14 protein-coding genes and 1 pseudogene are annotated in these 13,669 nt (G+C 71.0%); 8 read left to right on the top strand and 7 right to left on the bottom strand.

The window, feature by feature from the left end; genetic code table 11:
• From ABZY57_RS29400 to ABZY57_RS29375, 6 genes are all read left to right on the top strand, one after another.
• The coding region (locus ABZY57_RS29400) for an FAD-dependent oxidoreductase (RefSeq protein WP_356517041.1) at positions 1-643 on the top strand (643 nt) is incomplete at its 5' end.
• Positions 640-840 (top strand): sulfur carrier protein ThiS, encoded by a 201-nt coding sequence (thiS, locus tag ABZY57_RS29395; RefSeq protein ID WP_243330100.1) that lies wholly within the window; start codon positions 640-642, stop codon positions 838-840. The genes ABZY57_RS29400 and thiS, both read left to right, overlap by 4 nt.
• 5 nt (positions 841-845) lie before the next feature.
• Positions 846-1,640, top strand: coding sequence for a thiazole synthase (locus ABZY57_RS29390; protein ID WP_356517039.1), 795 nt, complete (start codon positions 846-848; stop codon positions 1,638-1,640).
• A 119-nt stretch (positions 1,641-1,759) separates the two neighbouring features.
• Entirely contained in the window at positions 1,760-3,676 is a 1,917-nt protein-coding gene (gene pknB / locus ABZY57_RS29385; RefSeq protein WP_356517037.1) for a Stk1 family PASTA domain-containing Ser/Thr kinase, read from the top strand.
• 21 nt (positions 3,677-3,697) lie between these two features.
• Positions 3,698-4,558, top strand: coding sequence for a deoxyribonuclease IV (locus ABZY57_RS29380; RefSeq protein WP_356517035.1), 861 nt, complete (start codon positions 3,698-3,700; stop codon positions 4,556-4,558).
• 88 nt (positions 4,559-4,646) lie between these two features.
• Positions 4,647-5,210, top strand: coding sequence for a DUF4396 domain-containing protein (locus tag ABZY57_RS29375; RefSeq protein WP_356517034.1), 564 nt, complete (start codon positions 4,647-4,649; stop codon positions 5,208-5,210).
• 17 nt (positions 5,211-5,227) lie between these two features.
• Here ABZY57_RS29375 and ABZY57_RS29370 read toward each other — a convergent pair whose 3' ends face one another.
• Positions 5,228-5,860: a sulfite oxidase-like oxidoreductase gene (locus ABZY57_RS29370; RefSeq protein WP_356517032.1), complete on the bottom strand. Its 633-nt coding sequence runs from the start codon at positions 5,858-5,860 to the stop codon at positions 5,228-5,230.
• 174 nt (positions 5,861-6,034) lie between these two features.
• On the opposite strand from ABZY57_RS29370, the gene bfr reads away from it, so the two are divergent.
• The gene (gene bfr, locus ABZY57_RS29365; RefSeq protein ID WP_112446344.1) at positions 6,035-6,511 is read left to right on the top strand and encodes a bacterioferritin; all 477 of its coding nucleotides are present in this window, start codon (positions 6,035-6,037) and stop codon (positions 6,509-6,511) included.
• A gap of 15 nt (positions 6,512-6,526) precedes the next feature.
• On the opposite strand, the gene ABZY57_RS29360 is transcribed toward bfr, so the two are convergent.
• Both ABZY57_RS29360 and ABZY57_RS29355 read right to left on the bottom strand, forming a co-directional pair.
• Complete coding sequence (locus ABZY57_RS29360; RefSeq protein ID WP_356517029.1) at positions 6,527-6,823, bottom strand: (2Fe-2S)-binding protein; 297 nt, start codon at positions 6,821-6,823, stop codon at positions 6,527-6,529.
• Between the two features lie 134 nt (positions 6,824-6,957).
• Positions 6,958-8,313 (bottom strand): class II 3-deoxy-7-phosphoheptulonate synthase, encoded by a 1,356-nt coding sequence (locus ABZY57_RS29355; RefSeq protein WP_356517027.1) that lies wholly within the window; start codon positions 8,311-8,313, stop codon positions 6,958-6,960.
• Between the two features lie 297 nt (positions 8,314-8,610).
• Between ABZY57_RS29355 and ABZY57_RS29350 the strand changes: the two genes are divergently transcribed.
• Positions 8,611-10,515 carry an anthranilate synthase family protein gene (locus ABZY57_RS29350; RefSeq protein ID WP_356517025.1) on the top strand — a complete coding sequence of 635 codons (1,905 nt, stop codon included), beginning with the start codon at positions 8,611-8,613 and terminating at the stop codon, positions 10,513-10,515.
• Here ABZY57_RS29350 and ABZY57_RS29345 read toward each other — a convergent pair.
• The 4 genes and pseudogenes from ABZY57_RS29345 to ABZY57_RS29330 all read right to left on the bottom strand — a co-directional run.
• On the bottom strand, positions 10,512-10,796 hold the full coding sequence (locus tag ABZY57_RS29345) for a hypothetical protein (protein ID WP_356517023.1): 285 nt from the start codon (positions 10,794-10,796) through the stop codon (positions 10,512-10,514). The genes ABZY57_RS29350 and ABZY57_RS29345 overlap by 4 nt on opposite strands.
• A 30-nt stretch (positions 10,797-10,826) precedes the next feature.
• Positions 10,827-11,819: a 2-hydroxyacid dehydrogenase gene (locus tag ABZY57_RS29340; protein WP_356517021.1), complete on the bottom strand. Its 993-nt coding sequence runs from the start codon at positions 11,817-11,819 to the stop codon at positions 10,827-10,829.
• Between the two features lie 164 nt (positions 11,820-11,983).
• Positions 11,984-13,012 carry a 6-phosphofructokinase gene (locus tag ABZY57_RS29335; protein ID WP_356517019.1) on the bottom strand — a complete coding sequence of 343 codons (1,029 nt, stop codon included), beginning with the start codon at positions 13,010-13,012 and terminating at the stop codon, positions 11,984-11,986.
• 173 nt (positions 13,013-13,185) lie between these two features.
• A pseudogene (locus ABZY57_RS29330) lies at positions 13,186-13,587 on the bottom strand (response regulator transcription factor); the annotation flags it as partial.
• Between the last annotated feature and the right edge of the window lie 82 nt (positions 13,588-13,669).

The following is a 13,669-nucleotide window of genomic DNA, read 5'->3' as shown; positions in this document are numbered from 1 at the left end:
GGCGCGGCTGCTGACCGCCGCCGACCGGGCGTGCGGCGCGGTCCTCGACGACACCGACGGTACGGAGCTGCGCGCCGACCAGGTGGTGCTGGCCGCGGGCTCGCTCAGCGGCCGGCTGGACGGCGTACCGCCCGAGGCCGTGGCCCCCGTACGGCCGGTGAAGGGGCAGGTGCTGCGGCTCGCTGTGCCGGCGTCGTACGCGCCGTTCCTGTCGCGGACCGTACGGGCCGTCGTGCGCGGCAGCCACGTCTACCTGGTGCCGCGCGAGAACGGCGAGCTCGTCCTCGGCGCCACCAGCGAGGAACTCGGCTGGGACACCACCGTCACCGCGGGCGGGGTCTACGAACTCCTGCGCGACGCCCACGAGCTGGTGCCCGGGATCACCGAACTCCCCCTCGTGGAGACCCGGGCCGGGCTGCGGCCCGGATCGCCGGACAACGCACCCCTCCTCGGCCCCACCGAACTCCCGGGGCTGCACCTGGCCACCGGGCACTACCGCAACGGGGTCCTGCTCACCCCGCTGACCGGTGACGTGATGGCGGACCTGCTGACCACCGGCGAACTGCCTCAGATCGCCCGCCCCTTCACCCCGCGCCGTTTCGACCTCACGTCCACCCTCACGCGACAGGAGTCGTTCGCATGACCATTTCCGTCAACGGCGAGCCGCGCGAGATCGCGGACGGGACCATGCTCGCCACGGTGGTCGCCACCCTCACCGAAGCCACCAAGGGGGTCGCGGCCGCCCTCAACGAGACCGTGGTGCCGCGCGGCCAGTGGCCCTACACCTCCGTGACCGACGGCGACCGCGTCGAGGTCCTCACCGCGGTCCAGGGAGGCTGAGCACCATGGCGGACGACCTCTTCACCCTGGGTGGCCGGACCTTCTCCTCTCGCCTGATCATGGGCACCGGCGGGGCGCCGAGCCTGGACATCCTGGAACGCGCGCTCGTCGCGTCCGGCACGGAACTCACCACGGTCGCGATGCGGCGCCTCGACCCGACGGTCCAGGGCTCGGTCCTGTCCGTCCTGACCCGCCTCGGCATCTCGGTCCTGCCGAACACCGCGGGCTGCTTCACCGCGGGCGAGGCCGTCCTGACGGCGCGCCTCGCCCGGGAGGCCCTCGGCACGGACTGGATCAAGCTGGAGGTCGTCGCGGACGAACGCACCCTCCTCCCGGACGGGGTCGAGCTGCTCGACGCCGCGGAGATCCTGGTCGACGAGGGCTTCACGGTCCTCCCCTATACCAACGACGACCCGGTGCTGGCCCGGAAGCTGGAGGACGTGGGCTGCGCGGCGATCATGCCGCTCGGCTCCCCCATCGGCTCAGGCATGGGCATCCGCAACCCGCACAACTTCGAGCTGATCACGGAGCGGGCCGGAGTTCCGGTCATCCTGGACGCGGGGGCCGGAACGGCCTCGGACGTGGCACTGGCCATGGAACTGGGCTGCGCGGCGGTCATGCTCGCCTCGGCGGTGACCCGGGCCCAGCTCCCCGTCCTGATGGCCGCAGCCATGCGGGACGCGGTAGCGGCGGGCCGCCTGGCCCACCGAGCGGGCCGCATCCCCCAACGCCGCTTCGCGGAAGCCTCCTCCCCCACGGAGGGCCGCGCCACCCTGGACCCGGAACGCCCGGCGTTCTGAGGGGGGGTGCGGTACGGGGCCCCGCGCGAGCGGGCCCCCGTACCGCCCCACGTCACAGGTGGGCTGCAACCGTCGGGCGCCCGGGACGGTGCGCCGCTGGGCCCTCGTAGAATCTCCGGGTGGACACGACCCTGGATGACCCCCTCGTCGGGCAGACGCTCGACGGCCGCTACCGCGTGGACGCCCGCATCGCGGCCGGCGGCATGGCCACGGTCTACCGGGCCGTCGACACCCGCCTGGACCGCGTCCTCGCCCTGAAGGTGATGCACCCGGCCCTCGCCGCCGACCCCGGCTTCGTCGACAGGTTCATCCGTGAGGCGAAGTCCGTGGCCCGCCTGGCCCATCCCAACGTCGTGGCCGTCTTCGACCAGGGCACGCACGGTCCGTACACCTACCTCGCCATGGAGTACGTCTCCGGCTGCACCCTGCGCGACGTGCTCCGCGAGCGCGGCGCGCTCCAGCCCCGCGCGGCCCTCGACATCCTCGAACCGGTGCTCGCCGCCCTCGGCGCCGCGCACCGCGCGGGCTTCGTGCACCGGGACATGAAGCCCGAGAACGTGCTGATCGGCGACGACGGCCGGGTCAAGGTGGCCGACTTCGGGCTGGTCCGGTCCGTGGACTCCGTGACCAACACCACCGGGTCCGTCCTCGGCACCGTCTCCTACCTCGCCCCCGAGCAGATCGAGAACGGCGTCACCGACACCCGCGTGGACGTCTACGCCTGCGGCGTCGTCTTCTACGAGATGCTCGCCGGCGCCAAGCCGCACACCGGGGACAATCCGGCCCACGTGCTCTACCGGCACCTCAACGAGGACGTCCCGCCCCCGTCGGCCGCCGTCCCCGGACTGCCCGCCGCGCTGGACGAGCTCGTCGCCCAGGCCACCGCACGCAACCCCGATCTGCGCCCCTACGACGCTGCCGCCCTCCTCGGGCTGGCCATGGACGCCCGCGCGCAGCTCGCAGACTCCGAGCTGGACGCCGTACCGCCGCAGGCCCGGGCCGCGGAGCGGACCGCCGCCGAGGACCGCACCAGCGTGATCCCCCGGGCGGTGACCTCGCGCGCCGTGCACGCCTCGCACGCCGAGCCCGTGTCCCACACCTCCCGGCTCGCGGCTCCGCCCCTGCCCCCGGCGGCGGCCTCCCGGATCCGCCGCCCCGGAGTGCTGCTCACCGTGCTCGGCGTCCTGCTCTGCCTCGGCCTCGGCACGGGGGTCTGGTACATCAGCTCCGGCCAGTTCAGCAACGTCCCGAACCTGCTCGGGAAGACCGAGGCGGAGGCCAAGTCCCAGCTGACGGCGGCCGGGCTCGGGGTGAAGCGGGTCGACCGGAAGTTCAGCGCGGCCTTCGACAAGGGGACCGTGATGAACACCGACCCCGCCGGCGGCAAGCGCATCCGCGGCAACGGCGCGGTGACGCTCACCATCTCGCGCGGACCCGAGGTCGCGGTGGTCCCCGACCTCAAGGGCAAGCCCCTGGAGGCCGCGAAGGCCGAACTGACCTCGGCCGGCCTGACGCCGGGCGCCGTCACACAGGCCTTCAGCCAGGACGTCGCGCAGGGCTCGGTGATCAGCACGGACCCGGCGGGCGGCCAGAAGCGGGCCCTCGACACCCTGGTCGCGATGGTGGTCAGCAAGGGCCGCCCGGTGCCGGTCCCCCAGGTCACGGGCGCCTCCCTCGCCCAGGCCCGTGCCACCCTGGAGGGCCTCGGCCTGAAGGTGGAGACGGCTCCGGAGGAGGTCAACTCCCCCTCGCCCGCCGGTACGGTCGCCAACCAGTCGATCGGCGCCGGCACCCAGGCCGCCACGGGCGACACGGTCACCCTCACCGTGTCCAAGGGTCCCCGCCAGATCCCGGTCCCGGACGTCACCGGCCAGGAGGCCGACGCGGCCCGCGCCACCCTGGAGGGCCTGGGCTTCAAGGTCAAGGTCGACAAGCCCTTCCTCTCCTTCAGCAACACCGTGGACTCCCAGTCGGTGCCCGCGGGGCAGAACGCCGCCGAGGGCAGCACGATCACCATCAGGACCAAGGGGCTGTAACAGCACGCCATGAACCATTCGATGAGCCGCAATCCAGTGGGCGGGCACGTGCCCGTCGCGGGCGGGCTCGCCTCGGTCGGGCTGGCGTACGCCCGCGAGATGGGCGCCGAGGCCGTGCAGGTCTTCGTCGCCAATCCGCGCGGCTGGGCCACTCCGGTCGGCAATCCCGCGCAGGACGAGCTGTTCCGCGCGGCCTGTGCCGCGGAAGGCATCCCGGCCTACGTCCACGCGCCGTACCTGATCAACTTCGGCTCGCACACCGAGGCGACCGTCGAGAAGTCCGTGGAATCGCTGCGGCACTCACTGCGCCGGGCCCGTGCGATCGGCGCGCTCGGGGTGGTCGTGCACACCGGCTCGGCGACCGGCGGGCGGCCGCGCGAGGCGGCGTACGCGCAGGTCAGGGAGCACATGCTGCCGCTGCTGGACGAGCTGACGCACGACGACGACCCCTTCCTGCTGCTGGAGTCCACGGCCGGTCAGGGTTCCTCGCTGTGCTCGACCGCCGAGGAGTTCGGGCCGTACTTCGACGCCCTCGACCGCCATCCGATGCTCGGGATCTGCCTCGACACCTGCCACATCTTCGCGGCCGGGCACGATCTGGCGGAGCCGGGCGGGACGAAGCAGACACTGGACCTGCTGGTGGACACGGTGGGCGCGGGCCGGCTGAAGCTGGTGCACGCCAACGACTCCAAGGAGGGCGTGGGCGCCCACAAGGACCGGCACGAGAACATCGGGCAGGGCCACATCGGCCGTGACGCCTTCGCGGAACTGTTCACGCATGCGGCGATGGAGGGCGTGCCGCTGATCACCGAGACGCCCGGCGGCAAGGAGGGACACGCGGCGGACGTGGCGCTGCTGAAGGAGCTCCGGGAGCTCGGCTGATCTGTTGAGGAATACCCCTAGGGGGTATACGGTTCTGTCATATCGACCGACAGAGCCGCTATCCGGCGTACCACGCCAGGGGGTCGTCATGGAACACGCGCACGAGCAGCAGCACGGGCAGCACCAGGGACACGCGGGTCACGAGCACCACGGCCCCGAGCACCGCGACGGTGACGGCCACGGCCACCACCACGGCCACACCCCCGGCGGCGGGAAGGTCACCTGGGCCGCCGCCGCACGGGCCACGCTCCACTGCCTCACCGGGTGCGCCATCGGCGAGGTGCTCGGCATGGTCATCGGCACCGCGCTCGGCTGGGGGAACGCCCCGACGATGGCCCTCGCGATCATCCTCGCGTTCTTCTTCGGCTACGCGCTCACCCTGCGCGGGATCCGCTCCGCCGGCCTGGACTTCCGTACGGCCGTCCGGGTGGCGTTGGCGGCGGACACCCTTTCGATCGCCGTCATGGAACTGATCGACAACGGGGTGATCCTGCTCTGGCCCGGAGCCATGGACGCGATGCTGTCGGACGCGCTGTTCTGGACGGCGCTCGCGATCGCCTTCGCGGTGGCCTTCGTCGTCACGACGCCGGTCAACAAGTGGATGATCGGCCGCGGCAAGGGCCACGCGGTGGTTCACCAGTACCACCACTGAGCCCCTGACCTGCGGGACTACAGCTCGGGGCCGTCCCCCGGCTCCTCCTGGTACGAGTAGCGCTGCTCGCGCCAGGGGTCGCCGATGTTGTGGTAGCCGCGCTCCTCCCAGAAGCCGCGGCGGTCGGCGGTCATGTACTCGATGCCGCGGACCCACTTGGGGCCCTTCCACGCGTAGAGGTGCGGCACGACCAGCCGGAGGGGGAACCCGTGCTCGGCGGTGAGCAGTTCACCGCCCTGGTGGGTGGCGAAGACGGTCCGCTCGGAGGCGAAGTCCGCGAGGCGCATGTTGGAGCTGAAGCCGTACTCGGCCCACACCATCACGTGTGTGACCTGCGGGGACGGCGGAGCGAGGGCGAGGATCGCGCGGGCGAGCACGCCGCCCCATTCGGCGCCGGTCATGCTGAACTTCGTCACGCAGTGCAGGTCCGCCTCGACGGAGTCGAACGGCAGGGCCGCGAACTCCTCGTGGTTCCAGCAGTGCTTCTCACCGTCGGCCGTCGCGCCGAAGACGCGGAACTCCCAGCGCTCGGGCTTGAACTTGGGCACCGGCCCGTAGTGGGTGACCGGCCAGCCTCGCTGCAGCCTCTGCCCCGGGGGAAGCTCCAGTTGCTCTGATCCCGGAGATTCCCGGCTTTCCGGCTGACCCATGTCTCCATGGTGACAGACTTGGCGGGGTGGTCATGACCAGCTTCGCCCGGATTTCGGGCAAGTCACGGTAACTCCCACTAAGGAGGCACTTACTGGACGGCCTCCTGTGGCGGTGCAAGGATGCGCGCACCTGCCCCGTCACATTGCTGACATTGCTTGGAAGGAGCCTCTGCGATGCAGGGCGACCCCGAGGTCCTCGAGTTTCTGAACGAGCAGCTGACCGGCGAACTTACGGCCATCAACCAGTACTGGCTCCACTACCGGATCCAGGACAACAAGGGCTGGACGAAGCTCGCCAAGTACACGCGTGAAGAGTCCATCGATGAGATGAAGCACGCGGACAAGATCACCGAGCGCATCCTGATGCTCGACGGCCTGCCGAACTACCAGCGCCTCTTCCACGTCCGCGTGGGCCAGACGCTGACGGAGATGTTCCAGGCCGACCGGCAGGTCGAGGTCGAGGCGATCGACCGGCTGAAGCGCGGTATCGAGGTCATGCGCGGCAAGGGTGACGTCACCTCGGCGCGGCTCTTCGAGGAGATCCTGGAGGACGAGGAGCACCACATCGACTACCTCGACACCCAGCTGGAGCTCATCGAGTCCATCGGCGAAGCGCTCTACATCGCGCAGCTCATCGAGCAGCCGAGCTAGTCCGCACGGGGCGTCCTACGCGGCTTCGGCGAGCTCCGCGCCCGCGGGCACCAGCGGATCGGCCGCGAGCACGGTGACGGCGTCGCCCTTCTCCAGCAGCTCGCGGCGCGGGCAGGCCCCGCGGCCGAGGAGGCCCTGGATGGTCCGCACACAGGACCCGCAGTCGGTGCCGGCCTTCGTGGCCGAGGCGATCTGGCGGGGGGTGCAGGCCCCGGCAGCCGCGTGGTCCTTGACCTGCTTGTCGGTGATCCCGAAACAAGAGCAGACGTACACGCGGTTCACCTCCCTGTCCGGATCGGGTCGACCAGCCATCCCCGTATTCGGTGAGGCTTACCTAACCGTACCCAAACTTAGGGTTCCCTAAAAGACCCGGGTACCACGATGGGGCGCGGATCACATTCGATCCGCGCCCCATCGTCATGAGGTGCTCACACTGAGCTGACCGCCTACTGGTCGCGGTACATCTCGGCGACGAGGAAGGCCAGGTCCAGGGACTGGCTGCGGTTGAGGCGCGGGTCGCAGGCCGTCTCGTAGCGCTGGTGCAGGTCGTCGACGAAGATCTCGTCGCCGCCGCCCACGCACTCGGTGACATCGTCACCGGTGAGCTCGACGTGGATGCCGCCCGGGTGGGTGCCGAGGCCCTTGTGGACCTCGAAGAAGCCCTTGACCTCGTCGAGCACGTCGTCGAAACGGCGCGTCTTGTGGCCGGAGGCCGCCTCGAAGGTGTTGCCGTGCATCGGGTCGGTGACCCAGGCGACGGTCGCACCGGAAGCGGTGACCTTCTCGACGAGCTCGGGGAGCTTGTCGCGGACCTTGTCGGCGCCCATGCGGACGACGAAGGTCAGCCGGCCCGGCTCGCGCTCGGGGTCGAGGCGGTCGATGTAGGTGAGCGCCTCGTCCACCGTGGTCGTGGGGCCGAGCTTGATGCCGATCGGGTTGGCGATCTGCGAGCAGAACTCGATGTGCGCGTGGTCGAGCTGGCGGGTGCGCTCACCGATCCAGACCATGTGGCCCGAGGTGTCGTACAGCCGGCCGGTGCGGGAGTCCGTACGCGTGAGGGCGCCCTCGTAGTCGAGGAGCAGCGCCTCGTGGGAGGCGTAGAACTCGACGGCCTTGAACTCCGCCGGGTCGGTGCCACAGGCCTTCATGAAGTTCAGCGCGTTGTCGATCTCCCGCGCGAGCTGCTCGTAGCGCTGCCCGGACGGGGAGTTCTTCACGAAGTCCTGGTTCCAGGCGTGCACCTGGCGCAGGTCGGCGTAGCCGCCGGTGGTGAAGGCGCGCACCAGGTTCAGCGTGGAGGCCGACGCGTGGTACATGCGCTTCAGACGCTCGGGGTCCGGGATCCGGGCCTCTTCGGTAAAGGCGAAGCCGTTCACCGAGTCGCCGCGGTAGGTCGGCAGGGTGATGCCGTCGCGGGTCTCGGTGTCCTTGGAGCGGGGCTTGGAGTACTGGCCCGCGATGCGGCCGACCTTGACGACCGGCACGGAGGCCGCGTACGTCAGGACGGCACTCATCTGGAGCAGCGTCTTCAGCTTGGCGCGGATGTGGTCGGCGGAGACGGCATCGAAGGCCTCGGCACAGTCGCCACCCTGCAGCAGGAACGCCTCGCCCTTGGCGACGGCTCCCAGACGGGCGCGCAGCTGGTCGCATTCGCCCGCGAAAACGAGGGGAGGATACGACTCGAGGTCCGCGACGACAGCGCGCAGGGCCTCGGCATCGGGGTACGAAGGCTGCTGCGCCGCGGGAAGGTCTCGCCAGGTCGCCTTGGAGGCGGGGGCTTGGGTTTCTGCGTTCACGGTCACCCCACACACATTACGGCGTCACACCGCACCTCCCGGTCGCCGACCACTACGTGAGACGGATGTCTCTCACTGTGTTACTCACCCGTTTACCAGCCCCCGCAGCTCCGGTGGGCTAGGGTTCACGGCATGTACGCGCACTCGACCAAGAACTGGTGGTGGCCCGCTCCCGGCGGCCCACTTCTCGCGCGTACCTGAAGACACGAGCGACACGAAGGCCGCCCCGAGGGGCGGCCTTCCGTGTTTCCGCTGGAGCACCGGCCGTCCCGCCCTCCGACACCGGATAGGACGCCCAACTCCATGCCCGCGCATTCGCACCCGCACCCGCACCTGAGCCGCCTGCTCGACGACACCTGCCCGCCCTTCGCGCTGCTGCGCCGCCGCACGCCCGGCCGCGACCACGACACCGTCGAGGTGCTGATCGGCCCGGTCCACGAGGCCGAGCACCTGGCCGACCTGCCCGTCGGCGAGCGGCCCGCCCTGGCGCTCGTCCCCTTCCGGCAGATGCGGGAGCGTGGGTTCGACGTACGCGACGACGGCACGCCGCTGAGCGTGCTGGTCGCGGAGGAGGCGTACGAGATCCCCCTCGCCGAGGCGCTGGCCGCGCTGCCGGCCCACGCGGTGCGGGTCGACGACGGCGGCTTCGACGTCCCCGACGAGGAGTACGCGGACACCGTCCGGCGGGTCATCGAGGACGAGATCGGCCGGGGCGAGGGCGCGAACTTCGTCATCCGGCGCACCTACCGGGGCCGGATCGAGGGCTTCGGCCGCGCCGACGCCCTGGCGCTGTTCCGGCGGCTGCTGGAGGGCGAGCGGGGCGCGTACTGGACGTACGTGGTCCACACCGGGGACCGCACGCTCGTCGGGGCCAGCCCCGAGGTGCACGTGCGGATGTCCGGGGGCACGGTCGTGATGAACCCGATCAGCGGTACGTACCGCCACCCGGCCGGGGGGCCGACGGCCGACTCCCTCCTCGCCTTCCTGGGCGATCGCAAGGAGACCGAGGAGCTGTCCATGGTGGTGGACGAGGAGCTCAAGATGATGTGCACGGTCGGGGACATGGGAGGGGTGGTCGTCGGTCCCCGGCTCAAAGAGATGGCGCACCTGGCGCACACCGAGTACGAGCTGCGCGGCCGCTCCTCGCTGGACGTCCGCGAGGTCCTGAAGGAGACGATGTTCGCGGCGACGGTGACCGGATCGCCGGTGCAGAACGCCTGCCGGGTCATCGAGCGCTACGAGACGGGCGGCCGCGGCTACTACGCGGGCGCGCTGGCCCTGCTGGGCCAGGGCGCCTCGGGCGCCCAGACCCTCGACTCCCCCATCCTCATCCGCACGGCGGACATCGCGCCGGACGGCGCGCTGCGGGTGCCCGTCGGGGCCACCCTCGTACGGCACTCCGACCCGGCGGGCGAGGTGGCGGAGACACACGCGAAGGCGGCGGGCGTGCTGGCGGCGCTGGGAGTGCGCCCGGCGGCGGTGCGGCCCTCCTTCACGGGGGCCCGGCTGGCCGACGACCCCCGGGTCCAGGCGGCCCTGGCGGCACGGCGCGAGGACCTGGCGCCGTTCTGGCTGCGGATGCAGGAGCGGCCGGCGGAGGTGACGGGCCACGCGCTGGTGGTGGACGGGGAGGACACCTTCACCTCGATGCTGGGGCACGTGCTGCGGGTGGCCGGGCTGGAGGTGACCGTACGCCGCTACGACGACCCGGGGCTGCGGGCGGCCGCCCTGGCCTGGGACGGGCCGATCGTGCTCGGCCCCGGCCCGGGCGACCCGGCGGACTTCGGCGATCCGAAGATCCGGACGATGCGCGAGCTGACGGCGGAGCTCCTGACCTCGCACCGGGGCGGGCTGCTCGGGGTCTGCCTCAGCCACCAGCTCCTCGCCGCCGAGCTGGGGCTCCCGCTGGTCCGCAAGGCGGAGCCGGCGCAGGGGGCTCAGACGCGGATCCCGCTGTTCGGGGCGCAGGAGGTCGTCGGCTTCTACAACACGTACGCGGCGCACTGCTCCGCGGAGCGGGAGCGGTCCCTGGCCCTGCGGGGCATCGAGGTCTCCCGGGACCCCTCCACCGGCGAGGTCCACGCGCTGCGCTCGGCGGCGGGAGGCTTCGCGGGCGTGCAGTTCCACCCGGAGTCGGTCCTGACCCTCCGCGGGGCGGACCTGGTCCGCGACCTGATCGCCGGGGTCCGGGCCCCGGCCGAGGCCTAGCCGGTCGCCTTCGCCGCCGCGGCGGAGCGGAAGGAACGGACCAGGCTCCAGGTGAGGACCGGGCCCAGCAGGAGCATCGCGTAGAACGCCGCCTCGCCCTCGCCCAGCGCGAGGGCGACGGGGGGCGGGATCGACAGCGCGTGGTCGGCGAAGGTCAGCCACGGGTCGGTCCGGGCGCCGGGTTCGGCCCGGAGCGCGCGCGGCAGCGCCCGGGCGGCGTAGAGGAACAGGACGGCCGCGAGGGCCAGCAGGCTCCAGAAGAAGACGGTGGGTATGCTCACGCGGCCGAATCTAGCGGTACGCGGGGCGCGTCAGGATGGCGAGAGGGTGTTCTCCGAGCGGCGGCCCGCCAAGTAGTCCGCGACGTTGGCGACGGTGGTGTCGATGATCTGGCCCACCGCGTCGTGCGTGTAGTACGCCTGGTGGGAGGTGACGACCACGTTCGGGAAGGTGATCAGCCGCGCCAGGGTGTCGTCCTCGACGGCCACCAGGGACTTGTCCAGGAAGAAGAGCCCTGCCTCCGCCTCGTACACGTCGAGGCCCACCCCCGCGAAACGCCCGGACCGCAGCTCCGTGACCAGCGCGTCCGTGTCGACCAGCCCGCCGCGGCTGGAGTTCACCAGGATAGCGTCGTCCTTCATCATCGTGAGCGCGTCGGCGTCGATGATGTGGTGCGTGGACTCCAGCAGCGGGACGTGCAGGCTGATCAGGTCCGAGGAGGCGAACAGCTCGTCCTTGTCCACGTACTTCATGCCCAGCTCCACGCACGCCGGGTTCTGCGCCACGTCCCAGCCCAGCAGGTTCATGCCGAAGCCGTGCGCGATCCGGGTGAACGCCTCGCCGATCTTGCCGGTGCCGAGCACGCCCACCGTGCGGCCGCGCATGTCGCGGCCCATCAGGCCGTTCAGCCGGAAGTCGAAGTCCCGCGTCCGGTTCGAGGCCCGGACGATCCGCCGGTTCACCGCCATGGCAAGGGTCCACGCGAACTCGGCCACCGAGTACGGGGAGTAGTAGGACACCCGGCTGACCGTCAGGCCCAGCTGCCGCGCGACGTCCAGGTCGATGTTGTTGAAGCCGGTGGAGCGCTGGGCGATCATCTTCGTCCCGCCCGCCGCCAGGGTGCGCAGCACCCGGCCGTTCAGGTCCGCGTTGACGCTCGACGACACGATCTCGTACCCGGCGGCGATGGGGGCGGTGTCCTCGCTGAGGAAGACGTCCAGGCAGCGCACGTCGTGCTGCCCCGCGAAGGCCTTTTCCAGGAGCGGCTTCTCGTCCCCCTGCACGCCGAATGCCAGGATTTCCACGTTCGCTCCCGTACTGCGCCAAAGAATCGGACCATGGGTCGTTTGTCACCTTACGACCCACGGCCCCTACCCGCCGTGCGGCCCAGCCGAGAACAGCCGGGAACTGCCTGGAACTGCCTGGAACTGCCGGGAACAGCCGGGAACAGCCGGGAACTGCCGATATCTCAGCCGAAGAACACTCCGGCCTCCTTGTACAGCGCCGGGTCCACCGTCTTCAGCTTCGCCGTCGCCTCGGCGATCGGCACCCGCACGATGTCCGTCCCCTTCAGCGCGACCATCTTCCCGAAGTCGCCGTCGCGCACCGCGTCGATCGCGTGCAGCCCGAAGCGGGTTGCCAGCCACCGGTCGAACGCGCTCGGCGTGCCGCCCCGCTGGATGTGTCCGAGCACGGTCGTACGCGCCTCCTTGCCGGTCCGCGCCTCGATCTCCTTGGCGAGCCACTCGCCCACGCCCGACAGCCGCACGTGTCCGAAGGAGTCCTTCGTGGCGTCCTTCAGCACCATGTCGCCGTCCTTGGGCATCGCGCCCTCGGCCACGCACACGATCGGCGCGTAGCTGGCCTTGAAGCGGGAGTTCACCCAGGCGCAGACCTGGTCCACGTCGAAGCGCTGCTCCGGGATGAGGATGACGTTGGCGCCGCCCGCGAGCCCCGAGTGCAGGGCGATCCAGCCGGCGTGCCGGCCCATCACCTCGACGACCAGCACCCGCATGTGCGACTCGGCTGTGGTGTGCAGCCGGTCGATGGCCTCGGTGGCGATGCCCACCGCGGTGTCGAAGCCGAAGGTGTAGTCGGTGGCCGACAGGTCGTTGTCGATGGTCTTCGGGACCCCGACGCAGGGGATGCCGTACTCCTCGTACAGCTTCGCGGCCACGCCCAGGGTGTCCTCGCCGCCGATCGCGACGAGGGCGTCGACCTCGTGCTTGGCGAGGTTCTCCTTGATCTGGCGGACGCCGTCGTCCAGCTTGAACGGGTTGGTGCGCGAGGAGCCGAGGATGGTCCCGCCCCGCGGCAGGATCCCGCGGACGGCGGGGATGTCGAGGGGGACGGTGCGGCCTTCGACCGCGCCGCGCCAGCCGTCCCGGAAACCGACGAAATCGTAGGCGTACTCCTGCACACCCTTGCGCACGACACTGCGGATCACCGCGTTGAGACCGGGGCAGTCGCCGCCGCCCGTCAGCACTCCGACCTTCATGGAATTTCCCTTCGCCACAGGGCCCGCTGAGGCCGCGGGGCCCGCATGACGGTCACGCTAGTGGTGACTCAGGTCACAGCAAGGTGCCGGGAAGGGGCAATTCCGGGGGAATTATGGGGCGTTGCGTACGCCCCGTTCACTCGTACGAGCGGCTGTCTCGCCCCGTGCCCGCCTTACGCGTCGTCGAGGCCGCGCTCTATCGCGTACCGGACGAGCTCCACCCGGTTGTGCAACTGGAGCTTGCCCAGGGTGTTCTGCACGTGGTTCTGCACGGTGCGGTGGGAGATGACCAGCCGTTCCGCGATCTGCTTGTACGAGAGTCCCTTGGCCACCAGCCGCAGGACCTCGGTCTCCCGGTCGGTGAGCTGCGGGGCCTTCGGCTCGTCGGAGGCGGCCGGCGCCGGGTCGGTGGCGAGACGCCGGTACTCGCCGAGGACCAGGCCGGCCAGGCCCGGGGTGAAGACGGGGTCGCCCGCCGCCGTGCGGCGCACGGCGTCGATGAGCTCCTGGGCGCCCGCGGACTTCAGCAGGTAGCCGGTCGCGCCGGACTTCACCGCTTCCAGGACGTCGGCGTGGGGGGCCCGGCGCGGGGGGCCGACGAAAACCAAACGCCCGGGTGGGGCCCCCACAATCATTGAAAACAGCAGCCCCCCCGAA

The sequence above is a fragment of the Streptomyces sp. NPDC006450 genome, from assembly GCF_040612195.1.
Classification (GTDB): Bacteria; Actinomycetota; Actinomycetes; order Streptomycetales; family Streptomycetaceae; genus Streptomyces.
This window is presented reverse-complemented; position numbering and strand designations above follow the sequence as displayed.

Bases quoted from the DNA above. Each gene is read 5' to 3' on its own strand.
- ABZY57_RS29360 (WP_356517029.1), bottom strand. From the start codon at position 6,823: ATGGCTGGTCGACCCGATCCGGACAGGGAGGTGAACCGCGTGTACGTC.
- ABZY57_RS29380 (WP_356517035.1), top strand. From the start codon at position 3,698: ATGAGCCGCAATCCAGTGGGCGGGCACGTGCCCGTCGCGGGCGGGCTC.
- thiS (WP_243330100.1), top strand. From the start codon at position 640: ATGACCATTTCCGTCAACGGCGAGCCGCGCGAGATCGCGGACGGGACC.
- bfr (WP_112446344.1), top strand. From the start codon at position 6,035: ATGCAGGGCGACCCCGAGGTCCTCGAGTTTCTGAACGAGCAGCTGACC.
- ABZY57_RS29375 (WP_356517034.1), top strand. From the start codon at position 4,647: ATGGAACACGCGCACGAGCAGCAGCACGGGCAGCACCAGGGACACGCG.
- ABZY57_RS29370 (WP_356517032.1), bottom strand. From the start codon at position 5,860: ATGGGTCAGCCGGAAAGCCGGGAATCTCCGGGATCAGAGCAACTGGAG.
- ABZY57_RS29390 (WP_356517039.1), top strand. From the start codon at position 846: ATGGCGGACGACCTCTTCACCCTGGGTGGCCGGACCTTCTCCTCTCGC.
- ABZY57_RS29350 (WP_356517025.1), top strand. From the start codon at position 8,611: ATGCCCGCGCATTCGCACCCGCACCCGCACCTGAGCCGCCTGCTCGAC.
- ABZY57_RS29335 (WP_356517019.1), bottom strand. From the start codon at position 13,012: ATGAAGGTCGGAGTGCTGACGGGCGGCGGCGACTGCCCCGGTCTCAAC.